Consider the following 25796-nt stretch of genomic DNA (forward strand, 5'->3'; position numbering starts at 1 on the left):
ACCAACAACAATGGCTAATATTCCGGCCAAAAGGATAGCGGTGTTATTGTTTCTATCTAAAAGTCTTTTTCTCAATTGTTTATCATCCTTGTCATCTCTAAAAAATTCCCTCTTAACATTCTCACGTGCGCTCAAAGCCCGACACTCGAAGCTCAACGCTAGAAGGCCCCCACCCCGTCATTCCCGTTGTTTTGTCGGGAAGCGGGAAGGCTTGAAGGCGAAAGGTAAAAGGCTAGAAAGCTGGAAGGCCCGAAGCTCGCAGCTCAAAGCCCGAAACTCGAAGCTCAAAGCTCAAAGCTCGAAGCTCGAAGCTCGAAGCTCAAAGCTCAAAGACAAACCCGCCCATCATTTCCGAGTTGTTTCACCGGGAGTCAAAGGATGGTGTCTTATCCTGTTGTGCCGGTAACACTTGGGGCCATTGTGACCGGAATACGTTTTTATTCCATCAAACGAAGAAAAAGTAATTTTGATGAGGAAAAAAATACTTAAATTCAGTTATGAATCCACACATCTACGAAGAAAGACTACTTTTTACAAAGCTTCTAAAAATATTTCTATGTTCCTTTAAATAGAGAAGATATTCAGGATGCCACTGGACGCCTAACAAAAAGGGATAATCTTTTTTTTCTATCGCTTCTATTATTTTGCCATCTGTTGCAGAAACCTTTAAATTTTTACCTATCTCTTTTATAGCTTGATTATGTATGCAATTAGCAACAATCTCCTTGTGTTGAACTATTGTAAAAAGTTTTGAAAATATTTTTACAATTACCTTTTTTACGGGAAAAATAGAATTGTTATGTATTATAGATTCATCAAGATCGAATATTGTAGGATACAAACTTCCCTTAAAATAAATATTTATAAGTTGAGCTCCTCTGCAAACACCTAAAATAGGTATCTTTTTTTTGTAAGCTTTATCTATCATTTCAAGTTCAAAAGAATCTCTTTTCTTATCTAACAAGGTATTATGGGCATCTTTATGACCACCATACAGTAAGGGATCTATATCATTCCCCCCACTCAAAAGTAATGCATCGCGTTTTTCAAAATCTATATTATCCAAAGAAGGTCTTAGGCTAATCCATTTCGCTTTTTGCATGTATAAACTCAACCTTATAAAAATATAAGCAAAAATATTACCCTTATCAGGAAGACATATTCCAACTAATAGCTTTTTATCCATTTTTCAATCCTGCTCTGCCAATTTTTAAAATTGTTTAAATACCCAGCATCAGAATGGTTGCCATGATGAATCAATTAAGTTTTCCTATTAATCAATAGGTTAACTAAGAAACATATGACAAATTATCCTGATGATGAAAATAGAAAGTGATTAATAATATGAGTCTCCAAAAATCATTAAATACCCCTATAAAAATATAGGACAGCCAATTATTTTTTGAAATTATCTGTTAATAAAAAACTCACATTATTGCCCAATATGCGCACGTGTTTGTACGATTGCAGCACAATAAATGTTTTTTATTGTAATTGAGTTAAATTATAAGGCCTTTTGAAGAGATTAAAAAAATCAGCCCCTTAGCAAGTGCGGCAATAAAAGGCGGGACGGCGAAAAAGCAAAATCTGGGAACTCAAAGCCCAAAGCCCGACACTCAAAGCCCAACACTCAAAGCTCTAAACTCGTAACTCGCAGCCCGAAACTCAAAGCCCGACACTCGCAGCCCAGCACTCAAAGCTCGCCATTCGAACCTCGAGACTCGCAGCTCGCAGCCTGCTTCCATATCTAAAAAGCCACTGTTTTGTTGATCTAGGTCTGCTCATCGCTCAGGGATAGTGTTTATCCTTCCCATACTTAAATGAAAATTAAAAAAAGGCAGGACATCCATTTATTGAAACAGCAAAAAAACAATAAATTCCTCAATAAAACACCTTAAAGATCAGGGTGAAAAAAGATATCCATTAGCCATAAAATTATTTATTCAGTCACTATTGACGCTGAAATAGATTTTCTATCAGCATTAGCGGAATAGATATCTATCAGTGTCCACACAATTTTACAGGAGGTAACATGACAAGAGCAGGAAGTGGCATTCAAGCCGTTGATTTAGCGGTTGAACCATTTGGTTGGTTATTATTAGCAATATTTATCGTAGGCTATTACTTTATTGCCGCAGAAGAAAAATACCATATAAACAAAGCTAAGCCGGCATTGTTTACCGGTACATTTATGTTTATGCTGCTCGGCGGTTATTACGCTTTTAATGGGCTTGATTTTTCAGCATTCGATACAGAAATAGCACACCTGATACTGGAAATTGCAGAGATTTTCTTCTTCTTATTTGTCGCAATGACCTTTATTGAAGCACTTATTGAAAGAAATGTTTTTGATGCTTTAAAAGAAAAGCTACTCAAAGCTGGATATAACTATAAACAGCTCTTCTGGGTAACCGGATTTTTAGCCTTTTTTATCTCTCCCGTTGCAGATAACCTAACCACCGCACTTATTCTTTCGACCGTTCTTATTACCATAGAAAAAGACAACAAGGCTTTCTTAGTGCCTGCTGCAATCAATATAGTTGTCGCGGCGAATGCGGGGGGTGCTTGGTCTCCCTTTGGTGATATTACAACACTCATGGCATGGTCTGCGGGTAAGGGTGGATTTATTGATTTCTTATTTTTATTTCCTGCAGCTGTCGCTGGTTGGGGTGTTACCGCTTTTCTACTTTCTCGTTTTGTGCCCGAAGGATCTCCTCGACAAATTGAAGGGGCAGAGCCCGTTCGTATTCACAAGGGCGGTAAAGTCATCATTGGCTTAGGTATATTTACCATTGCTTCAGCCGTTTTAGGAAAGCAACTTATGCACTTACCGCCTATGTGGGGAATGTTATTCGGTCTTTCGCTTTTACAACTTTATGCATACACACTTAAAAAATATCATGACAACGATATTCAGATTTATAAATCTGTTTCAAAAGTTGAAAATGACACACTGCTGTTTTTCTTCGGTATATTAGCTGCCGTAGGGGCCCTTCACTTTGCGGGTTTCTTAAGTCATGCCGTTAAGTTATATACCCTGTTTGATCCAATGTATGTCAATATGGGTGTCGGTTTCTTGTCGGCGATTGTTGATAATGTGCCGGTGATGTCTGCCGTTTTAAAAGCTTCTCCAGATATTCCTTTAGCGCAATGGATGCTGGTGACGTTAACTGCCGGTGTTGGCGGTAGCATGATATCTTTTGGCTCTGCTGCCGGTGTTGGTGTGATGGGCAAACTTAAAGGTGTATACACTTTTGGTGCGCACATGAAATACTCATGGACCATAGTGATCGGTTACTTTGTATCTGTTGCTGTTTGGTATACTCAATATGAAGTTTTAGGTTTTTATATTAAACCCGCAGTTCAAGCAATTGCCGGTCACTGATTAAAAAAGGCTGGAAGGCGGATGAAAGGCTGGAAAGCTGGAAAGCTGGAAAGCTGGAAAGCTGGAAAGCTGGAAAGCTGGAAAGCTGGAAAGCTCGCTGCCCGAAGCTCGAAGGCAAACCAGAACCCCCACCCAGTCATTCCTGAGTTGTCTTATCGGGAAGTGACAAATTTGTCGCGCCATGATTTCATTTGCTAAGGTTATTGTTCGAATTAGAAAAATGGGCGGAGATTGCCTAGCCGCACTGGCTTGGCATTTTAATGTATTGAACGGCCTATGATATAAAAGTGGATATTTTAAGTACCCACTTTAACCATCAAATTTTATGGCTATCTAGTTTTTCTCTCACCCGTCAAAAAACACCGGCAGTTAAGCGAGCTGAGATTCACAATAAAAGTAGCAAAACTTATAAATATCGAGCCTTTACCTCGCTCTTAACAGCAACTCAAATCGCAAATGATCAACCTGAAGCTGAGGCTCCCAAATTTAAATACCGGGGATTGTTTTCTTGAAATACCTTCTATAGTATCAATCGAAAGTCCTTCTTCTTCTGATGTTCTCTGCAGGAATTGTTCTATGTTTAAACACCTTTGGTCAAGAATATTATCCGTTGTTGCAGGCGTTGTGCTGCTTACCGTGCTGATAATTACACTTCTTGCCCAAAGAAGTCTCGAAAATGCCGTATTCATAGCGGAAGATCAGCATGCCATTGACTTGCTTAGGTTAACCCTTCTAAATATAGACAATGAACACCAGAGTTTAATATTTCATCGGGAAGCGACCCTTGCAATGCGAAAATCTGCGATGAAAAACATTGTCACCCTTGCAATCACCCAGATCAACAGTAGCTATTTGAAATATAAGCAGGGTGTTATTACCGAGGAGCAGGCGAAACAGCAGGCCAAAGACGATATCCGGCGAATGAGGTATGACGATGGAGCGGGGTATCTCTGGATAAATAATCTCGAAACTCCTCTCCCGAAAATTATCATGCACCCGATATTACCGGACCTTGAAGGGCTGCTCCTTGACGACCCGAAATATTTCACCGCATTAGGCATGCAGAAACATCTCCTTCTCGCCATGGCCGATATCTGTAGAAAGAAAGGAGAAGGCTATCTGGATTATCTCTGGTCAAAGCCGGAAAAAAACGGGGTATCCATAGACCAGCCGAAAATCTCCTATGTTCAGCTGTTTAAGGAATGGGGCTGGGTTATCGGCACCGGGGTCTATGTTGATGATATCGAAGCGGAGGCAAACCAAAGGCTGACGGCCATTATGCAGGAGTTGGAAAAGAATTTCGCGCAAATAAGAATAGCCAAAACAGGTTATCTCTTTATTTTTAACGGCAAAAAAAAGATGCTCATCCACCCTAACCTGCCCGGTAAAGAGTTATCCTCCTTAATAAATCCCGACTCGGGTAAACTGATTATTGACGAACTGATCGCAGCGTCAACTCATCCCTTGAAACCCTTTGACTATATATGGGACAAGCCAGGACACGAGAAGGATTACAGGTTTAAAAAAAGAATTTACATGAACTACTACCAACCCCTTGACTGGTATATAGGAGCGTCGACCTATTTCGAAGAGATCGCGTATCCGGCGAAAGTACTGCGGCAAAAAATATTTATCACCTCAATTTCAGTGCTTTCGATCGCCCTTATTCTCTCGATTATTCTTGCCAGAAACCTGGTGATCCCTCTGAAAAAACTGATCATTGCCGGAGAAAATATCGAAAAAAGAGGCCTCGATGATGCCTGCATTCCCGTAAGCGGTACAGTGGAGACACAGCAGTTGGGGGTGGTTCTTAACCGGATGATAGGATCGATTAAAAGGGCGATCCACGACAAGGAACAGGCCATAAAGGCACTGCTTGCGGGCAATAAGGAACTCGCCAATACGAATGTTCAACTCGCTGAAGAAGTCGATGAGCGAATGTTCGCCCAAGTAGCACTCCAGAAGGCTCGCGATCTTCTTGAACATAGGGTAGAAGAGCGTACCGCCGAACTTGCCGCCACCAACCTGAAGCTGGAGGAAGAGGCAGGAGTGCGGAAAAAATACCAGACGGATCTCCAAATAGCCATGGATCAATTAAAATTTATGAATACCGAGTTGGAAAGGCTTGCAAACATTGACCCCCTGACTGGTATCAGCAACCGGCGCGACTGCCTTCAAAAAACCAATGCTGAAATATCGAGAACAATACGAACCGGCACCCCGCTCTCGCTCCTGATGCTTGATATTGACTACTTCAAGAAAGTCAACGATTGCCATGGGCACCAGATAGGGGATGAGGTGCTCAAAGCCTTTACCCAAACGGTCATTGGACTGTTACGCCCTATGGATGTCATCGCGCGAATCGGGGGAGAAGAGTTCACCGTGCTCTTGCCCGGTGCTGATCTTAACACCGCCAAGGCCGTAGCAGAGCGAATACGCGTTGCTGTTCAGAAAATGGTTGTTGATGGGGGTGTGAAAATTGAAGTCCGGATCACTGTCAGTATCGGTGTTGTTCAATTCGGAATGGAATGCAATAACATCGATAGTCTGTTTGCAAAGGCAGATGAACATCTTTATATTGCTAAAAATAGTGGCCGAAACCAGGTTTTCACCGGAAATGGCTAGACAGCCAACCCTGTTAGCCATAACAAGTTTGGCTGTCCACAACTTGACTCCCAAATCCCCACCTCGTCATTCCTGAGTTGTTTTATCGGGAATCTCGACGCTCGAAGCTGGAAAGCGAAAAGGCTCGAAGGCTCGAGGCTCAAGGACAAACCAGACCCCCCACCCCGTTGTTCCCAAGTTGTCTTATCGGGAATCTCGAAACTCGAAGCTGGAAAGCGAAAAGGCTCGAAGGCTCGCTGCCCGAAACTCGAAGCTCAACGCCCGAAGCCCGAAGCTCGATACTCGACGCTCAAAACTCGAAGCTCGAAGCTCAACGCACGAAGCCCGAGACTCGCAGCTCATTACCCGAAACTCGAAATACTTAGCTTCTTGGTTGCATAGTTGCTACATTCCTTTGCTATATTGAATTCTTAAGGCATATCAATGATCTCTTGGTTACTACTTCCTTTTAATAAACTTTCCACCGCGCAGCTTTATGAACTGATCAAGTTAAGAGTGGACGTTTTTGTCGTTGAACAGAACTGCCCGTATCCTGAGCTGGACAGCAAAGACAACCTTGATGGAGTACATCATCTGCTCGGAGTCCGTCACGGTGAAATTATTGCCTGTGCTCGATTGCTCCCTGCGGGCACAACCTATGAGAATGTCAGCATAGGTCGGGTCGCGACTAAAGACACCGCGCGCGGCAATGGCCTCGGTCATCAATTGCTTAGCAACGCATTAAAGCAGTGTGAAAACCTCTGGCCGGGACAAACTATTGATATCGGTGCACAGCAACACTTAGTGCTTTTTTATCAAGGTCACGGCTTTAAACCGACCTCAGCCATGTATTTAGAAGACGGCATCCCGCATATTGATATGCGTTTAACTAAATAATTGCAGCTTGAAATTCGAAACTCGAAGCTGGAAAGCTGGAAAGCTAGAAAGCTAGAAAGCTAGAAAGCTAGAAAGCTAGAAAGCTAGAAAGCTAGAAAGCTAGAAAGCTAGAAAGCTTGAAAGCTCGAAAGCTTGAGGGCTAGAAAGCTAGAAAGCTAGAGGCTTGAAGGCTGGAAGGCTGGAAGCACAAAACTCGAAGCTCGATGCACAAAACTCGAAGCTCGACACTCAAAGCCGAAGATCTAGGCTTGAAGGCTTAAAGCTCGAAGCTCGAAGCTAGAAGCTAGAAGCTAGAAGGCTGATGGCTGATGGCTGATGGCTCGAAACTCGAAACTCGAAACTCGGTTATTATCACCTCCTACTTTAAAGGAAATAACAATGAGTAATATATCCATACGTCCCGCAGTCATTAATGATTGCCAAACAATTTTGCATTTCATCACCGAACTGGCTATTTACGAAAATGCTGAACATGAAGTATTAGCCACAGAGCAAAGCCTTAAACAGAGTGTTTTTTCTGAAAAAAGTCATGTCAACGCACTGATTTGTGAACACCAAGGGGTTGCGATCGGCATAGCCATCTACTTTTATAACTACTCGACCTGGCTTGCCAAGCCAGGCCTTTACTTAGAAGATCTCTACATATCCCAGGAGTTTCGTGGACAAGGGGCAGGTAAAAAGTTATTACAGCATTTAGCAAAAATCGCCATGGATAATAATTGTGGCCGTTTTGAATGGAGTTGTTTGGATTGGAACAAACCTTCCCGTGACTTTTATGAAGCAGTTGGCGCGGTAGCCCAATCAGAATGGGTTGGTTACCGCTTAAGCGGACAAGCTCTTTCTGATTTTGCTAAACAGTCATAAGTCGCGTTATCCCCAACTCACCTTTAACAACAGAGGGCTTGCTTTAGAGCAAAAGGCTGGACCAAAATACTGGACAGCCAATCCTTTTTTTAAAAGATTTTTTACGATTTCTGCAAAAGGAAAGACGCGACCCCATGCCTACGCGACCCCATGCCTACGCTGCAAAAGGAAAGACGCGACCCCATGCCTAGGTACTGCAAAAGGAAAGACGCGACCCCATGCCTAGGTAAAAGGCTGGAAGGCGAAAAGGCAGGAAGGCAAAAGGAAAAAGGCGACCCCATGTCTCCGCTAACCTTACCGAACTGAGGGATTGCACCTCTAATCTAATACCGATTTATCTCGGCGCACTAGCTGTCCAGCCTTTCTTCCTTGTTGTCTGCAAAAAGATAAGCCATCAATCAATTTAACACCCAATGAAAAAAGGTGCTAATTGGTTAAAATATCATAATCGCTTAACCAAAAATTAATTTAACTATTATTATCAATTGCTTAATGTAATAAATCTTTAATACAGCTACTGTATTCTTCACCTCAAATCAGCAAAATAATGATTTTAAAAAAATTTTAAGTAGGTTTATATCTATTTTGGTATCAGTAGAAAGGGAATTTAAATATGTTTAACAAAAAAGCGTTGGCTGTCGTTATCGCTGCTTCATTAGGGTTAACAGGATGTGATATTGAAGATGGAAACATTGTTCACGTTGACCTTCGCATTTTAGAAACCAGCGATCTGCATACCAACATTATGGATTATGATTATTACCAATCTAAGTCTGATCCGACTATTGGACTAGCCCGTACAGCCAGCTTAATCAAGCAAAAAGGGGCTGACGTATCAAACGTCGTTTTAGTTGATAATGGTGATTTACTGCAAGGTAGTCCAATGGGAGATTACATTGCGAATAATTTTAAAAAGAATAATACTCTTGGAGATATTCACCCTGCCTATAAAGCAATGAACACTTTAGGCTATTCCGTGGGTAACGTTGGTAATCATGAGTTTAACTATGGCTTCGATTTTTTAAGTGAAGCCATTGCAGGTGCTGACTTCCCTTATATCAATGCCAACGTTATTTGCGAAGCTGATTGTTGGGAAGGTAAAGTAAAAGGTGATAACTTATTCACTCCTTATCTTATTGAAGAAAAACTCGTAATCGACAATAATGGCCATCAACAAATGATTAAAATTGGCTATATTGGTTTTGTTCCGCCACAAATAACACTATGGGATAAGCAAAATTTAGCAGGCAAAGTATCAGTGATGGGAATTGTAGAAGCCGCTGAAAAATTCGTGCCGATGATGAAAGCAGAGGGTGCAGATGTCATTATCGCGATTCCTCATTCAGGCCTAGGATCTTCTGTTAATCCAACAGATGTTAATGATGAAAATGCAACTTACACACTGTCTTTAGTTGAAGGTATCGATGCCATCACATTTGGTCATAGTCACTCGGTATTTCCATCTGCCACATTTAGCGGGTTAGAAAATGCAGATCTTGAAAAAGGTACCATCAATGGAATTCCTGCCGTTATGCCGGGTCGCTGGGGTGATAATCTCGGCATTGTTGACTTAGCCCTAGAACTTAAAAATGGTGTCTGGTCGGTTACCAACGGCACAGCAAAAGCGGCTCCTATTTATAATAAAAATGCTGATACGCCGGAGTTAGTTTATGCAGATCAAGGTATTCGAGATGCTGTCGCACTAGAACATCAAGGGACATTAGATTATGTGGATCAGCCTATCGGTAAAGCTTCGGCAGACATGTATAGCTTTTTGACCTTAGTACAAGATGATCCTACCGTACAAATTGTTTCTGATGCGCAAATTGCCAAGGTGAAAGCTAATCTACCCGATGCGCTAAAAGATATTCCTGTGCTATCAGCAGCGGCACCATTCAAAGCAGGTGGGCGTCACTCTACCAATGCAGATGCCGACTCATATGTCCAAGTGCCCGCTGGCGACTTAACCTATAAAAATGCCGCTGATCTTTACCTGTACCCTAATACCATGGTGGCTGTTAAAGTCACTGGCGCACAAGTTGAAGATTGGCTTGAATGCAGTGCTAATCAGTTCAATCAAATAGATCCATATTCGACTGAGCCACAATACTTAATTAATTGGGATACGCATAGAACTTATAACTTCGACATTATTGATGGTGTAAATTATAAAATTGATGTGACTCAACCGAGTAAGTTCAATGGTGATTGTGAAGTTATTAATGCAAATGCAAATCGTATCGTTGGTTTAACCTATACAGAAGGTAATATTACGTATTCGGGGGCTGATTTAGAAACAAAAGAATTTATCATTGCGTCAAATAACTATCGTGCTTTTGGTGGTAAATTTGCAGGAACTGGCGATGAATACGTTGTAATGGAGCTGCCAGATAGTAACCGTGAAGCATTAACACAATACATAACAGATGAAACTGAAGCTAAGGGAGAAATCAATCCAAGCGCCGATAACAATTGGGATTTCGTTACTATCACTTCAGCGAATAGCTTAGACATTCGTTTTGAAACTCAAAACAGTAATATTGCAGATCAGTTCATTAATGATTATCAAGTTCGCTCAATGACCAAGCGAACAGATTTAAACGATGAATTTGGCTTCGCAATATACAATATTGATTTAAAAAACGATCCTGTAATAAAGTAATTTAGTAAGAAATAAGTTGCTGGGTCGAGTCTTAAAAATATCAAGACTTGGCCCGAATAGCGCGTAGTTTAGGTAAAAGACTCAATGCTGCTTACCCAAAAATGAGTAAATGTAATAGCCTGAATTTAAACCCCAGCAAAAATCCACCAGCAGTTAATAGACAAGGCTGGACAGCCAATCCTTTTTTTTAATATTTTTACGATTTAGGAAAAAGGAAAGAATTGGCCCCATGCCCTTCTTCATTTAAGAGGCAAAACGCAAGACTTAGCCCTATTTAGCGCTTTAGGCCTGAGCCATCCGTTATTTTGAACTAGCATTTTTTTGAAGTGTTTTTCGAGTGATTTTGTTGGCGGTTAGCTTCACGTTTTACTAACAAAATAGTTAAATACATTTTTGTTGGCAAAGAAAAAATAAAACCGAATGCAATACAACTGGCGCTAATGATAATTCCGTTTGCTCCCAAAGAAGCAATAAATTCACTAAAGTTATGAAGATATATACCTGTTAGCAACAAGACTAAGCCAAGAGAAATAGATAACTTTAATAAAAATATTTGTTTATTTTCTGACATAAGCGTTTTATTAGCCTTTTGATCGTTGTCCCTTGCACATATACCCGCTAAGCAATATTTTGGATTTGGATACCAACAAAAATAATGTAACACAACTGCTATAAAATTCAGAGACTGGCGGCATTAAAGCGTCTAAAAGATAACAAAATACAGGGCAGGCAACTGTTTTTCTAAAAGCTTTTTACGATTTATGCAAAAGGAAAGACGCGACCCCATGCATATGGATGTACTCGACGTGTTGTGAGATCTTCAAGTAGCGCTTATTTACCTGCCGAATAATCTTTAGTATTTTCGGCAACGAGTTTGGCTGGCGCTGGGTTGGATTGATCATAAGTAAACGGCAGTAATTCAGATTGCAGATATTGAGCAATAGCTGTTTTCTTAACCGATAAGTCTTTTGCTTCTTTTATAAAGCTCAAAACGTCACATTCCCAGATTGTAATAACATGCCAACCTAATGCTTTTAATATTTGCAGATTTTGTTTGTCGTTTTTTACATTCAGGGAAAATTTGTTTTGCCAGAATTCCGTTCTGGTCTTGGGCGTCGTAGTGCGTTTACACTCTTTATGGCGATGCCAAAAGCAACCGTGAACAAATATCACCGTTTTATACTTTGCCAGAACAATATCCGGTTTACCTGGCAGTATTCCGGTATTGCAGAGCCTCTTATTTACTTTTCCATGCAGTCTGAATCGATATCCAAGCACATGCAGGAGTTTACGGACAACGACCTCCGGTTTGGTATCCGTTGACCGAATCCGGCTCATATTCCAGCTTCGATGTTCTTTTGATATTCTGTCGGTCATATTCCCTTCTGCTCATATCAAATAAAAAGTATCGAATAGAAAGCCTGCGCACTCTTTCCAATAATATGTTTGAGATAATAAAAAGCATTAAAAATTTATTTATTCTCCGAACCCAGTTGCTTCATTCACTTTATAGTGAATATCACTTCACATTGACTGTACATATACCCATAATACTCAACTACTTAGTTTTGTTTTATTCAACGGATTTTAAAGTTCGTGTTTTTTGGAAAAGTACTAATGCCAGTTAAAGTTCAAATTATCGATGTGTTCGCAGGCCCTGGCGGTTTAGGCGAAGGTTTCTCTGCTTACAAAGATGATAGTGGTAATTTTCCTTTCCAAATAAAAATATCTGTTGAGATGGAGCAATTCGCGCATAAGACTCTGAGACTTCGAGCTTTCACTCGTTATTTTACCCATAACAGCATTCTACTACCGAAAATTTATTTCGATTACATATCAGGTAAAAATAAACTGCTAGGTAAATTATTAGAATTCCGATCTTGGGAACTGGATAATAAACCAGTTACTGAAAATGATAAAAGAGACTGGGATTTAATCTCACCCGAATTCTATTGCCCGAAAGAATTCAAAGAAGCAAAAAGACTCTATAAAAAAGATTGGGCTGCAATTATTATAGCGATTGAAAAAGCCATTTATGAAGCCCGAAGAATGACACTTGGTCCTGATAAAAAAGATATTCATAAAGCAATACAAGAACAAATAAGTCAGAAGACTCCAACTATATTAATAGGAGGGCCGCCTTGCCAGGCGTTTTCAACAGTAGGCCGTTCTCGTCGTAAAGGTCACGTAACCAATAACGTGGTAACAAATGAAGATGCTCCTGCTGTATGGGATCAAGATAATGATGGACGTACCTGGTTATACAAAGAGTACATTAAAATCATTAATGACTTTAAGCCTGAAATATTCATTATGGAAAATGTCAGGGGCATGCTGTCAGCTAAGGTTGAGGGTGAAGGCGGTGAAAAAGTTCATGTTTGGAAACAGATTTTTTCAGACTTAAACAAGCCCTCCAACGTATTGGGAAAGAAATCCAGTAAACTTGAATATGATATTTATTCTTTGGCAACTGACTCAAAGTTTACCGGCAACAGCAATGAGTTAATAAAAATTAATAGTGCGGATTTTGTCTTACATGCAAAACATTATGGAATACCTCAAGCCAGAGAACGAGTGATTTTACTTGGTGTCAGAAAGAATATTTCCAAAGCATTGGGCAAGGACTTTGTAGCCATACTTTCTAAAATTGATAAAGAGCAACAGACCCACGTGAGCGACGCCATTGGTGATTTACCAATTTTACGTTCTGGTGTTGGTAGGCAAGAACATTCCTTTAATGGTGTAGATTCCCCTAAAAAATCATGTGTAAAAAAAGCTGATGAATTTAATTTTTGGAATAATGAGCTTAAACAAAAATTAAATGATGTCATAGTTCGCTTACAAAAAAGTTCTAATAGCCACCAAAAAAAAGTTTGGGACATCCTTAATCTAGCCTGCGAAGGTCATGCAGAATTAGCTAAGCAGTCTCGTCACTTTACAGATGTAACTGGAAAAACTTTTAAATCGACTAATGAGTCAGTCAATAAGTTTTCTAACCTAATATTTATCCGCTCAGCCACCAGCACAAGAAGTAAAAAAGAATCGGTGTATGTTGACCAACTAAAGAAATGGTACGCGCCTGAAGGTACAAAAAAATTAGTACTTAACCATGAAACCAGAACCCAAATGGATTCTGATTTATGCCGTTATATTTATTCTTCAAGCTACTCTCTGATTGTTCCCGGAGAAGGTGAAAGGATTAATCCGAGATTACCGGAACTGGAAGAAGTTGGGTTAGATCCAAAAGGTCATAAAAATAAAGAGTCCTTCCTTGACCGTTTTCGTACACAAATATGGAATAAACCAGCAACAACTATTACAAGCCACATATCAAAAGACGGCCATTACTACATCCATCCGGATCCAAGTCAAATGCGCAGCTTTACCGTAAGAGAAGCGGCACGCATCCAGACCTTCCCTGACAACTACTTTTTTGAAGGACCAAGAACGGCTCAATTTATTCAGGTAGGAAATGCAGTACCCCCGCTATTAGCAAATAAAATAGCAGGAGTGGTTTATATGGCTTTTAAAAAGCAACTAAATTACGTCTAAATCTATTTAGACGTAATAAAAGTTATACTTTAATACTGAGTCGAAAAATTAGCATTAAAGAAATTCGAAACTAGTCTAATTCAAAGATTTTAATAAATTAGTTTCTTCGTTTAGAAAATTATAATCTGGAGAGCCCTGTCTAGAGTAATTACTAGAAAATCTATTTACTAGATCCTTATAAAACGTCCCAGAAACATTTCCTTTAAATTCATAATAATCTTCAAATGATTTACAAGGTACTGATTGAACATTTTGAAAGTCTACAATACTTTCCTGCTCTATCGGGCCAAACTTAGGCAAATAATGAAAACGAGATGACTTATTTCTAACAAAAGTCTGTATTTTATTTTTTAACATATTTTTTTTTGATTTGCTAAGAGGATCCACTAGATTAAGGAATTCTTGTACTTCTTGCATTGTATTAATACCCCTTATTTTTACTATTTGAATAAACTCTGCTTTATGATTACTAATATCACACGCAGGTGTTAGAACGACATATAGATTGCCGGTTTCTTTTTCCTTTACTATTCCACCTTCAGTAATATAACTCCTAATAGGTGGATAAATATATGTTTCAGCTGAATTGGAGGTCGTCCCCATAGTGTGCTCCAATCTCTCATTCATATGTGAAATAGTGTATCTAAGTAGCTGTATTTGAGTCACTTCGGGGGTTTCATCACCTAAAATAAAATGCGTTATTGCTTCAGGTATGTTTTTCCAAAAAAGCTCATTTAATGTTTTTTCAAATACCCCTCTACCTCCCAAAATTTGGGTTAGGCCAGTACAATAGATATCACTTAAAAAATTTAATACAGGATCATAACCTTCATCTCTCAAACAAAGCTGGAGTAATGAAGTCGTATCGTTCTTAAGATTACTCGGTGTGCCAGTTAAAACTACGATAGGAATTCTATATTTTCCTTGGATTTCAGATATTACTTTGTTTCCGCCATCAGTATCATCATCCAACTTTAAATCTATAATCGCACCATCGAAGCTTGCATCTAATAAACTTACAGCCTCATCCACTGAACGAGCAACTTGAAAAGTAATTTGATATTCCTTTTCAATATTGTAACGATTAAGAGTAGATTCAAAGTCTTTAATACATGCAATATCATCTTCAACTAATAACAACTTCATTATCTAATCCTTTATTTGCAATCTAAAATAAGCACCGATATCTGATTCAAAAATTTTTAAATCTAAATTGTTTCGATGTGCCGCTTCACCTGCAATAGATAAACCAATTCCAACTCCATTTGATTTAGTTGAAAATTCAGGCTCGAATATAGCCCCTGATTCAATTAAGTGTTTGGAAACTCCTGGACCATTATCTCTAAAATCAAGATGTTTAAATTTTGAATCTTCAAGGTGAATATTTATTTCAATAGATTTATTTAGAATGTTCTTATCAATTAGCCAAAATATACTATTGTCTATTAGGTTAGTGATAATTACATAAAAATCATTTATCCATCCTGTAAATTCAACAACATCAGGTGAATGTATATCTATTGTTATATCGTTATCTTGTACTTGATTTTTGAAAACAAAAAAGGAGTCTTGAATAATTGCTTTTACATTAAAATTCTTACTCTGCCCTCTTTGTCTTGTTGCTAAAGGATCTAACCTTTTAAACAAGTCTGAAATAACTTTTGAATTAATACCAAATCCTTCTGTTATCGATAATATTTCTTTTTTTACGTCATCAGTAGGTTTTTTTGAAAATTGTTTGACCCAGAATTCTAGGTTTTTAGTTTGATTTGAAAAAAAACCGATTGGTCGTCGCCCCTCATGCATAACAACATCGATTATTTTACCTAACGTTGCTTGCCCTTGATAAATGGCTACCTTTTTTCTTATATCCTCGATTATTTTGGCACTGTCATTTTCTTTGTGTTCTAGTATTTTAAATATTTCTTGAGAAGATTTATTTGAAACCCCTTCTTGTAATAACTTATTTTTGATTTTGTCTTTTACATCATCAAAAGAAAATAACTTTTCAAAGTCTTGCTCTATTTTTACTGCTGTCTTTGTTAGGCCTGACTTTCTTCTATAAGTAAACCGGCGAATTTCGAGCTCCTTGATAGATTGTTGAACAACCTCGATAAGACTTTGATAAGCAATGTTATCTTTTAAACCATCCCTAGCGCTTGTTTCTTTTAGGTTTGAAGTTTCTTCACTTTGTATTTTAACAAATCCAATTACTTGATTGCTACCTACATGCATCGAAGGGTTTTGTACTCTACTAGCGTTTAATTTTAGCCAGTCAAAGTCTGGATCACCTAATGGCCTTATTCTAAAGCCATTACGGTAAACACCAATACCATTGGATTGATTTAAAAGACTTTTTGTTTGGGTTTTATTTAAATACTTTCCTGAATCGTCCCTTAGTCCTTTTTTTATCAAATTATCTATAGATTCGCTTTCTCTATCGTATACTCGGACATCAATTTCGATTATTCCACATTTTGTCTTACGACCTAAATCAAGTTTTATAGATTCATTTTGAGTTGCTTTTTCTTTATTATTAACAAAATTGACAACGCCGAGCCCATTGCTTTGGATCGAACCTGAAATTTTATAATCGTAAAACTCTAATAAGGGAAATGGTTCTATTTTTTCTTCTTTTGGGAGGAGACTACCTTCATTACCATCATCTATTTCCAAATATATATCAAAAATTTCAAGGCCATGTCCTTCATGGATCGGAGAAATTAATTTTTTCAATTCAAAGCGTAACTTGTTGTATTCCTCAATTTTCCAGAAATCATAGTACTCACCATCACCAATTATATTTATAATAGTTTGTGATGGATTTTTAACTGATTCAGTTTTCACTGGTAGAATAACTTGATCCATAAACTCTGCTTTATCAAAAGCATCCCAATCTACTTCTACTTCTGTTTTATCTCCTGTAAGACTAATTGTTCGAAGTGATAAGTTATTACCAAGGATTGCAGCTGCGTACCTACCTAATCCTTTTTTGCCTTGCATTATTCTTCCATTTGGACTTTTTTTTCTTTTTAACTTATCATCAGTTGAAGGTATCAACCATTTACTAAGTACAACATCACGAGTCATACCATGCCCATAGTCAGTAACTGAAATGACAATTTTTTTGTTTACATGATCTAAAATAAATTTGATATGTACTGATTTAGAATCAGCATCATATGCGTTTTTAACTAACTCCATCACCGCAGAGTAATTGTCTTTTATTAGCTCACGACCAATTGCAAGAACATGTCGACCAGCAGGTCTTAAGCTGAATGAGTTTTTATCTTCCATCAGTATTTATTATCCTTGTATAGGTGAAATTTAAAACAGTTTCACTCGAGTCCCCCAATTGAAAACAACATCGCTGAGTAACATACTTAGCTAGACACACTCAGGTATAGCCATATAGAAGCCTTCTTCAATGGCTTTTTTTTCAATCTTCAATAAAGTTAAACATTGCTTTTCTGTTGGAATCTTTACAGGTAAAGCGGCGGCAACTTCTATTATTTGTTTTTCTTTATGGCTTAATACGTATGTACTATTGTTCCAATCTAGAATTTTTTTCCAGTATTTCCCTGTCTTTTCAAAAACATATTTTTGCGCTTCAATACCATTATCGATAACTTGTACTGTCGCAGCTTCTTTATGTTGTTGTTTAACTTCGTTTGGATCAATTAACATTGACTCTACTGATGGATGCAGTTCAACATAGATTTCAATTACGCTTTCCCAACATTCTGATTTTTTACACCATTCACCAATGTTTGTAACATGTGCCGGAGTTGTCTTAATTACATCATTAACTTTTGCAGCAATATTTAGTAAGGTTTCAAGTAAATATTCAGAAAGTGATTGATGTTTCCAAATAGAAATTAAATCTAGAGACTTTCCTTTCTCATCTAAAATGTGACTAAATTTAGATATTGTATAGGTAACGATATTCGCCTTGTATCCACCATACCATGACTGCTTCATTATCTTTTTATCGAGATTTTTAAACAAAATTGCTTTGGCTATAGTTTCTTTAAAAAATAATTCGTTGAACTGTTTTTCATCTTTATCCCATTTTTCTGTCATTAAGTCGGCAAATTTACCAAAATTCTTTTGTGCTCCCAAACTGACAATATGAGGCATCTTCTCCCAAGAATTATAAAACTTAGCTAAGTCAGTCTTAGTTAACATCTGTTGCTTAGGATTTTTATTTTCAAACTTTTTCTGTTCCGCATTAGTTAACTTTAATTTTGCAGTCATATATTGACCACGAGCTCTTTCATAGAACCAGTGTGTTTCTTGTAACCTTCCTTCGGCTGATGGAGCCCAAATTCTTCTAGATAACTCTTCAAATCTCCAATGAAATGGACTATTGGAAAAGAAATCAGCTGCATTCACTTTATTTTGAGTATTAGCGAATTCAGAAATTTTAGGAACAATTATTTCAACAGATTCAGGAGGAACAATCGTTAACTTCACTTGTATAAAAACTTGAGAAAGATCAGCTTTTTCTTTTTTCAACGTGTTGTATATAGAGGCTGTGGTTTGGCCTCCATTAACTATTTGTAAATTTTTAAGTTTAGAAATAACTGTACGTCCATGCTCTTCAATAGTAGTTATTTCTTCTGCTGTAGCAGTAAGACCGTTATTAAAGGCAAAAAACATATTAGGCTCATTAACAATAGTGTTTCTCATACCTTTATTCACTTTCCCTTTAAACTGAAGAAAGGTTCGAACATTTTGCTCTAATAGCCTCTCAGTGTATTTATCATATAACTGCGACAACAAAGAACCGGGTAGTACAAAAAGATAGGATTGATATTTGTCTGTTTGAGAAAAAGCTTTTAAACAGGGGAGGTTCTCACCAAATTCCGACATAAAGTTAATTTCTATAACTTCTTTACCAGCCTTAGAAGAATTAATACGATAAATTCTTTCTATATCCCATATATCAAAACTTATTTGATAATTCTGAAGTGTAATTGATTCTAGGTTTTTAATAGATTTACTAATTTCTCCATTGGTTATAATAATAATTTTTACACTAGAAATACTCGATGCTCGAAGGCAAATATCTCTAACCAAAGGATACGCTAAATCACTCTCTTCCATAGTCTGATAAAAACTACTATCTAAACTTCTTTCAAAAAATCTCAGCGCTCTTTTAGATATTTGTGTGGCAATCGATGTAGTAAAAGTGTCTAACGTATCCTTATAGTGGGAAACAATTAGCGTCAGCACTCCATTTTCTTCGTTTTGATACCATGCATCAAGCTTGAGGCCTAAAGAATCTTTTTTATAACTGCACAATGTATAATTTTCGATTACAGCTTGTTCAACGAGATAATCGCAAATTTTTTCAGTGAAAACTGGTTCATTAAATTTACTTCCAACTTCAGCTTCAGTGTAAATTTCTTGCATGAAATCGGAATAAAATAGCTCTATACTCATAATTTTGACACCCAAGGCTCATCGATTAGAAATGGTTCACAGTTAATAAGGGCTAAATCATAAGTTACATTACCAACTCCATTTGGAATATTACTTAAAGGTAGACGAGGAAATTGTTCTGCAACTTCGTAAAATCGTTTGGAAGCTACTATATAGCTGTAGGATAAGTACCGCTCACTATATACATAACCAATATTCAATAGTGCATCTTGAAATTTTTCAAGCTGCTGAGTATTTCCAGACATCTCTAAATTAGATTTTATTAATTCGATTAAAGATGGGAGTGATAAAGCATCTTTTGCTTCTGGCTCTATTTTACCAAGCGTCACAACAAATAAATACAGTTCCTCTAACTGCCCACATAATTGCTCTGCTGAAGATATTTTTACTTTAGGAGAAGATGTCCCTATCTGACATTTAACTTCAACAGCTGCATTCTGAATATTAAAATCTTGCGGGCTCCCCTCTGGGCCAGTCCAAAAGTCTATAGCCTGTGCAGTGCCATATTTGGCTGCAATATGCTGTTGTAAATAGACTAACTCTCCTATCAAACCTTTTATTATTCTTTCAGGTAGGATTTTATCTCTGTCCTGTTTTAAGAACTCTCTCCACCTTTCAATACGCCTAAAAACAACAGGAACAACAGCTGAAGGCTTAAGAGGTCTAGTAGCAGAAATAACATCACTGCATAAAGCTAAAAACAGCTCCCAGTCACTTGGGCTTTTTAGGCTTAAAACTAACTGTTGAGTATCAACAATTACGGTAACATCGATCCCTAACAGTGAAGGGAAATTTTGAGGAAGCTTGCACTCATTAGTCAATTCACATACAAATAAGTATCTGCCTAATCGATCTTTTGCCCAATAAAGATTTAGGGGGTGCTTATGGTCTATCCTACGCGCAGAAAGATCAGACTTAGGAGTAGTTATATTTTCCCATGGGTTATTCACTATCTATCTCCTCCTCTTCAAAAATGTTACCGAATTCCTGATTCCACCAAGTAGTATTTACAACGTATCGAACGAGGTTTTCTGGTTTTTTGCTACCTGCTATCCCAGGGAAACTGATACTCCATGCGACCACACTACTGCATAATAATGGATCGTCAGTGTTAACTAGCTTACAGTCTAAAATGTATATTGTTAATAAAGGGTTCTCCCTGATCTCGCGGCACATTTTCCCTGAAAGCTTTCCGGTGTTTGGATATAAATTTTTATCTATACCAGCTATTTCCCATTTCGGATCTGAAAATCTTCTTTTGCTTGATGTAATAGCATTATTTGTTTGCTTATATTGAGTAACAGTTCTCAATAGTGGTTTCATTACAATGTTACCTTCTCTGAAAGCCTTTTCATCATTATTAGCTGAAGAGTTGCTAATTAATTGTATATCCCAATTACAATTGATTTTCCCAACATAATCTAAGATAGGTTGTGATTCTGTCATTATTGAAGCAGGATGGTTTGTATATGAATTAAGGAAATTAATTACATATTCTTGGTCAACACCTTTAAATATATTGTTACTACCGATAATTGATGACTTTTCATTGTTTATGAGCAATGAGTTAATAAGTGTCCGTAAGACTTGGGTGTTATTTTTAACAACCTTTGATGTAGAAGCTAATACACTCGTTTCCACCTGCCTGCCTAGTAGGCTAATTTGGCGTAATACATCAGTACCAGTTCGCATTTTATTTCTTGCAGTTACTATTAGTGATTCCGGGTGGCTTCTAACACATAAGCCAAATTCTTCTGGAGTTAATTTGGCATTTTCCATTCTTTTGAATTCACCTCTTAGCTCCTCCGTCACATCAGAAATATGCCCATACCAGGCAATTGCTTCACTAGGCATATATAAACGGCATAAGTCTTCAAAATGATCTCTGTAACCAAACCATCTACCCATTTGCATTAACGTGTCGTACATTTGGGTATTTCTAATAAAATAGCTAACGGTCAAGCCCTCAAGAGTTAATCCTCGCGATAAACTTAAACCACCAACCGCAATGAGAGTTCTGCCATTTGGATAATTATCTTTACTATAATCAAGCGGCTCTGAATCTCTTGAGGCATTTACTTCAATTGTTTTTATTGGGGAAATAGCCTTTTTTAAAATAGGCTGCACTTGCATCCAATCAAATTCTACCGCTGAAAACTCTTTGTCAAAAGTATTTTTCAAATCAGAGACATAGCTATTTTTCAGTGCTGATAATTCTGAAAGAGCATAGTGGTTAATGACATTTTTCCTCATTTCATCAATATAATCATGAACTAATAATTTAATGTTGCTTTGGACTTCTGTAAACCTACTGACATTTATTAACATTGAATTATGTTTGAATTCTTGATTTCTAAGAATTCTTATTGCTCGAATTAAAATAAAAGATCTAATTGCTTCTTCAAGCGAAGCAGGCATTGCAGCAGGAGCATAATCTTTCTTATGATTTGATGGAAAAAGGTCTTCGTGATCTTTTAACTCTCTAACCATGTCTAAATCTGAGTCCGAACTAAATACACGTTTCGAACCAACATAATTAGAAGGTGCATCTAGGCTAATAATAAAATCTCTTGGAAATAACTCATCTCCAATCATTTCATGATGATTACCTGGATCTATAAAAATATTAGCGAAAGGCGTTGCTGTATAACCTAAGTATGTATTCTGTCGGAATAACTTTAGCAACTCTCGAATTTTACTATTAATTGCTGTTGCTTCACTTCCTTCACTATTAGTATTTATTGAAGCGTTGTCTGCTTCATCATCGATCAAGAGAAATGGGAACTGATCTAAATTTAAATTGTTATTTTTCAACCAAGAAATTAAGTTTTGAAGTATTGATTTATTTTTCTTAATAACAAGAACAACAGGTTGGTTAAAATCACCAATTCCACTGCCTATTTGCTGTGCTATATTGTTTTTAAAATCATGCACTGTCGTCGTAAATGATACCGGGACGTTTTTATGTGAAAACTTACCGACCCCTACTAACCTTTCTTTTAATGGAATGTTATCCAATTGTGTCGAGCTGTCTACCCCCCTAAAACCTTCATCTATCCGTTCCTGTGTCTGACTTCTAAGCGCACTTAAAGTACCAGCTAAAACAATAATTACTTTATAGCCAGCATCAGCTGCTTTATTAATTACCCCCGTATAGTTAGCTGTTTTACCTGACTGGACATGACCAACTACGAGTCCTTTTCGAGACCAATCGCCCTCTTTTTTAGGATTCTCTAATCTATCTAAAATTTTATTGGTAACTAAATCCAATTGGGTTATCACTCTGGGTGGAAAGTTTAAGTTACCTAAATGTCGCTTGTATCTATCCCAAAAAAACCAATCTATTTCCCCTCGATTATCCTCTAGCCATGGTACATAATCATCAGCTTCAAATGAACTTCCTAACTCCATACTAATATCAAATCGTTCTTCTAATTTAGATACAATTACATCAATTTCGCTTTGGTCTGTTACTGATAAGCTTGTTGCCATTAACCTTACAGCATCTATGATAGCCTGAGTACTTACTTGCTCTAAGTTCGATTCACCTATGGTGGCAACTAGAAATTTTTCACTCAAATCTTCAATCTGGTCTAGTTTAATTTGATCTGTCATAGTGTTATTTCCATTTCATTAATAATTTTTTGTGTCATTTTAGGAGAAGAAGCCATCGGCTCAATCTGAATTAATTTTTGAACAAGAGTACCTTTGCTATCACAGCCTATTAGATAGACTTGAATAAATATTTTTATAATATTCGTCAATTCTTCTTCTGATATTAAAGGTTTTTCAACACGTTCTGGTGAATTGGCAAAGTCATTGAAATAGAGATCTGAAGGAAAAGATGATTCAATTGATTTTAAAATATTTATAAAGTCTCGTTGACTACCCTCATTGAGGGTGGCTTTAAATGTATCAATTAACGGATGACTTTTACTAATTGCATATGTCACTTTTCCTGACGCTATTGTTCTGTCCCAAACAGGTTCTAATACCTTTGATTTTAGGCGGTATCCTTTTTGTTTGAACACTCTTTTTCCAGAGTATTCAACTTCAGAAATAATCTGCTTTAACCCTTTTCTTACAGACTCAGGGGGATTAGCGTTTGATTTTTTTACATCTATTTTCCAAATGTGATCAAGTGAATTAGGGATATCCACACGTACCCTGATTAATTTTGTAAGTTCAACTTTGGGCATTAAACGAAACCAAGTACTTTTTATTATGAGTCTTTTGTTTCTATAAACATAAAAGCCTTGATTATGTAAGTAGCCACCTTCGCCAGAAAATTTTGCATAGTCTTGTGCAGACACTTTTGTATAGTGTGGCAAGATATATGGCTGCACAGTAATTTCTTTTGAGTTGACGTAAATAGATTGTTTAGGTAATTCCAATGTAGCAATGTGAGAAGAGTTAAATGGATCAATTCCAATTATTTGGTCACCATTCATAGATATTTTTAAAGATTTATTGCCCGCTCCTGCATTTAAAAATCTGTGGAAAATGAGTTCAATGTGATTTCTTGAACTATCAATCAGTGAGTTTAATTTTTTCTCTCTAATTATTGGAGAATCAAAAGAATCTAGCCTATCTAATTTACGCCATAGGATAATTGTACCAGAGACTTGTTTTGTTAAAGTTTCTATCAAATCGTATATTTCGCTTAGTTTATTTAGATCCTCACCGTTTAAGATTTTTATCTTCCAGCCATCACTTGGGTTATCTGTAATTTGATCTAGGTCCCACTCCATTGAAGAGAGAGTCTCATTTTTTTTTGTGATTACTGTCAGTTGTCTGCATTGGGAAAACGAAGCTGTTTTTAGCCCTAGCCCGAAACGCCCTAGGTCATTCTCTTTTCGCTCAGACAATGGATTATCACTGCCTAACCTCATGGCATACAGTAGCTCATCATCTGTCATTCCATAGCCATTATCTTGAATTGCAAGCCATGGCTTTTCAAAATTCCAAGAAAACCTGATATCAATATTATTTGCTTCTGCCGTAATACTGTTGTCAATTATATCTGCTAAAGCGGTCTCCATTGAATAACCAATGTCACGAAGTGATTCCATCAGTGATGACGGGGATGGTTCTAGGTTCTTATAGTGCATGATGTTCCAAACTATTATTGTTAGATTTATTATGGTTGAAGGCCATTCACCACTCCCTTAACTACTGCATTTCTTTTAAGCGCCCTCTTTGCAGCAGCAAGGCTTCAAACAGATCATCAACGGAGCTGTTATCTGCATTTAAACCGGGCAGAGCCATATGACGGATAAAGGGAAATGCGCCGCTGCCATCATCGGGTAACTGCAAAACAACTGTTTGCCAATGAACGGCTTCACGGCCTAATTTATCGCTGTCGTTGGCGGTGATTAATAAGGGTAATAAACCGACGCTTTTGCCAAGCTGAACTAATTCATCGGCACTGACTTTATGCATAATACGTTGATCACCGCTTGGGCCGTGGCGTAATGAGATAACCAGTTTGCCGCCGGGTTTTAACAGATTAGCAAGTTTTCGAAGTGAGCGCGCACGGTCGGTGGCCGGAATATGCATCCACACGGCGCTGAGTAAAATAAGATCAAAACTAATTTCCTGCTGGGTCACTACGCTTAGGGAAGGAAGTGAATCCTGTAACCACTGTACGTTTAATCCTCGAGTGTATTTTTCACCCAGTTCGGCAAGGCGTTGTGCGGGTTCAATCGCGGTGATTGCGGTGTTATTAACGCTGCCAAGTTCAGCCATGCGTTTGCTATCGCGCCCTGCCCCTGCGCCGATATCTAAAATGCGGGCGTCAGGCTTATTTAAAACAGGAGATAAAAATTCAAGCCATGTTGAATGTACCTGATCGAATGATTTCGACAGGTATAAATCTGCAAGATTAGCAGCATTTTTATTATAAAATGTTGATGACAAAGTTAACCTTAAAATATTAAGAGGCAACAGACCCTAACAATCTGATATATCTAAGATAATATAGAAACCATTAATATAATGTCATCGCACAGATCAAAATTACAGATATTTTTTACAAAAACATTACATTTAAAAAAAAGCTGAAATAAATGCAGTCACAAATCATATGCACTTAAGCTGAAAAACCGGGATAGCCATGGTTTTATTTACTCCCGCCATCTTCCGGGGATTTTATTAAACGCTTATATGGCTATTTTCTGCAGTACGAATCGAGATTCCCGCTAAAAAACTGCGGGAATGACGGAGTGGGAGGGAAGGAGCATAATGGTTAGATTATCAAATGTAAGGCCGGTCTTATTAGCGTTCGCAGGGTTCACTCCGCGCCTTCGAGCTTCGCGCCTTCAAGCTTCAAGCTTCGCGCCTTCGATCTTCAAGCCTTCGAGCCTTCGAGCTTCGAGCTTCGAG

General features: G+C 37.7%; 18 protein-coding genes. 8 read left to right on the forward strand and 10 right to left on the reverse strand.

What is annotated here, in order from left to right; all coding sequences use genetic code 11:
- Positions 1-511 precede the first annotated feature (511 nt).
- Positions 512-1186 (reverse strand): gamma-glutamyl-gamma-aminobutyrate hydrolase family protein, encoded by a 675-nt coding sequence (locus CXF72_RS05560; RefSeq protein WP_101037536.1) that lies wholly within the window; start codon positions 1184-1186, stop codon positions 512-514.
- Between the two features lie 846 nt (positions 1187-2032).
- On the opposite strand from CXF72_RS05560, the gene nhaD reads away from it, so the two are divergent.
- The 7 genes from nhaD (at position 2033) to CXF72_RS05585 (ending at position 10412) form a co-directional block, all read left to right on the forward strand.
- Entirely contained in the window at positions 2033-3385 is a 1353-nt protein-coding gene (gene nhaD / locus CXF72_RS05565; RefSeq protein WP_101037538.1) for a sodium:proton antiporter NhaD, read from the forward strand.
- 21 nt (positions 3386-3406) lie between these two features.
- Positions 3407-3583 (forward strand): hypothetical protein, encoded by a 177-nt coding sequence (locus CXF72_RS19275; RefSeq protein WP_157823195.1) that lies wholly within the window; start codon positions 3407-3409, stop codon positions 3581-3583.
- Between the two features lie 89 nt (positions 3584-3672).
- Entirely contained in the window at positions 3673-3897 is a 225-nt protein-coding gene (locus CXF72_RS19545) for a hypothetical protein (RefSeq protein ID WP_198552516.1), read from the forward strand.
- Positions 3898-3961: 64 nt separating this feature from the next.
- Positions 3962-6010 carry a cache domain-containing protein gene (locus CXF72_RS05570; protein WP_198552517.1) on the forward strand — a complete coding sequence of 683 codons (2049 nt, stop codon included), beginning with the start codon at positions 3962-3964 and terminating at the stop codon, positions 6008-6010.
- Between the two features lie 423 nt (positions 6011-6433).
- A complete protein-coding gene (locus CXF72_RS05575) occupies positions 6434-6886 on the forward strand; it encodes a GNAT family N-acetyltransferase (protein WP_101037542.1) in 453 nt (150 codons plus the stop codon).
- 378 nt (positions 6887-7264) lie between these two features.
- Positions 7265-7750 (forward strand): GNAT family N-acetyltransferase, encoded by a 486-nt coding sequence (locus CXF72_RS05580; RefSeq protein ID WP_101037544.1) that lies wholly within the window; start codon positions 7265-7267, stop codon positions 7748-7750.
- Between the two features lie 613 nt (positions 7751-8363).
- Positions 8364-10412: a bifunctional 2',3'-cyclic-nucleotide 2'-phosphodiesterase/3'-nucleotidase gene (locus tag CXF72_RS05585; protein ID WP_101037546.1), complete on the forward strand. Its 2049-nt coding sequence runs from the start codon at positions 8364-8366 to the stop codon at positions 10410-10412.
- 310 nt (positions 10413-10722) lie between these two features.
- Here CXF72_RS05585 and CXF72_RS05590 read toward each other — a convergent pair whose 3' ends face one another.
- Both CXF72_RS05590 and CXF72_RS05595 read right to left on the reverse strand, forming a co-directional pair.
- A complete protein-coding gene (locus CXF72_RS05590; protein WP_101037548.1) occupies positions 10723-10983 on the reverse strand; it encodes a hypothetical protein in 261 nt (86 codons plus the stop codon).
- A 260-nt stretch (positions 10984-11243) separates the two neighbouring features.
- Positions 11244-11789: a very short patch repair endonuclease gene (locus tag CXF72_RS05595; protein ID WP_101037550.1), complete on the reverse strand. Its 546-nt coding sequence runs from the start codon at positions 11787-11789 to the stop codon at positions 11244-11246.
- 240 nt (positions 11790-12029) lie between these two features.
- On the opposite strand from CXF72_RS05595, the gene CXF72_RS05600 reads away from it, so the two are divergent.
- Complete coding sequence (locus CXF72_RS05600; protein ID WP_157823196.1) at positions 12030-13964, forward strand: DNA cytosine methyltransferase; 1935 nt, start codon at positions 12030-12032, stop codon at positions 13962-13964.
- 75 nt (positions 13965-14039) lie between these two features.
- Here the strand turns inward: CXF72_RS05600 and CXF72_RS05605 are convergent, their stop codons facing one another.
- The 7 genes from CXF72_RS05605 to CXF72_RS05635 form a co-directional block, all read right to left on the reverse strand.
- Complete coding sequence (locus CXF72_RS05605) at positions 14040-15110, reverse strand: response regulator transcription factor (protein WP_101037552.1); 1071 nt, start codon at positions 15108-15110, stop codon at positions 14040-14042.
- Between the two features lie 3 nt (positions 15111-15113).
- Positions 15114-17261, reverse strand: a complete 2148-nt coding sequence (locus tag CXF72_RS05610; protein ID WP_101037554.1) for a sensor histidine kinase — start codon at positions 17259-17261, stop codon at positions 15114-15116.
- Positions 17262-17351: 90 nt separating this feature from the next.
- Positions 17352-19412, reverse strand: a complete 2061-nt coding sequence (locus CXF72_RS05615; protein WP_101037556.1) for an AIPR family protein — start codon at positions 19410-19412, stop codon at positions 17352-17354.
- Complete coding sequence (locus CXF72_RS05620; protein ID WP_157823197.1) at positions 19409-20362, reverse strand: PD-(D/E)XK motif protein; 954 nt, start codon at positions 20360-20362, stop codon at positions 19409-19411. The genes CXF72_RS05615 and CXF72_RS05620 overlap by 4 nt, the downstream gene beginning before the upstream one ends.
- On the reverse strand, positions 20355-23027 hold the full coding sequence (locus tag CXF72_RS05625) for a Z1 domain-containing protein (protein WP_101037560.1): 2673 nt from the start codon (positions 23025-23027) through the stop codon (positions 20355-20357). Before CXF72_RS05625 ends, CXF72_RS05620 begins: the two co-directional genes overlap by 8 nt.
- Positions 23024-24523: an ATP-binding protein gene (locus tag CXF72_RS05630; RefSeq protein WP_101037562.1), complete on the reverse strand. Its 1500-nt coding sequence runs from the start codon at positions 24521-24523 to the stop codon at positions 23024-23026. The genes CXF72_RS05625 and CXF72_RS05630 overlap by 4 nt, the downstream gene beginning before the upstream one ends.
- A gap of 61 nt (positions 24524-24584) precedes the next feature.
- Entirely contained in the window at positions 24585-25331 is a 747-nt protein-coding gene (locus CXF72_RS05635) for a class I SAM-dependent methyltransferase (RefSeq protein WP_101037565.1), read from the reverse strand.
- Between the last annotated feature and the right edge of the window lie 465 nt (positions 25332-25796).

The organism is Psychromonas sp. MB-3u-54, from assembly GCF_002836415.1.
In the GTDB taxonomy this organism is placed as follows: domain Bacteria; phylum Pseudomonadota; class Gammaproteobacteria; order Enterobacterales; family Psychromonadaceae; genus Psychromonas.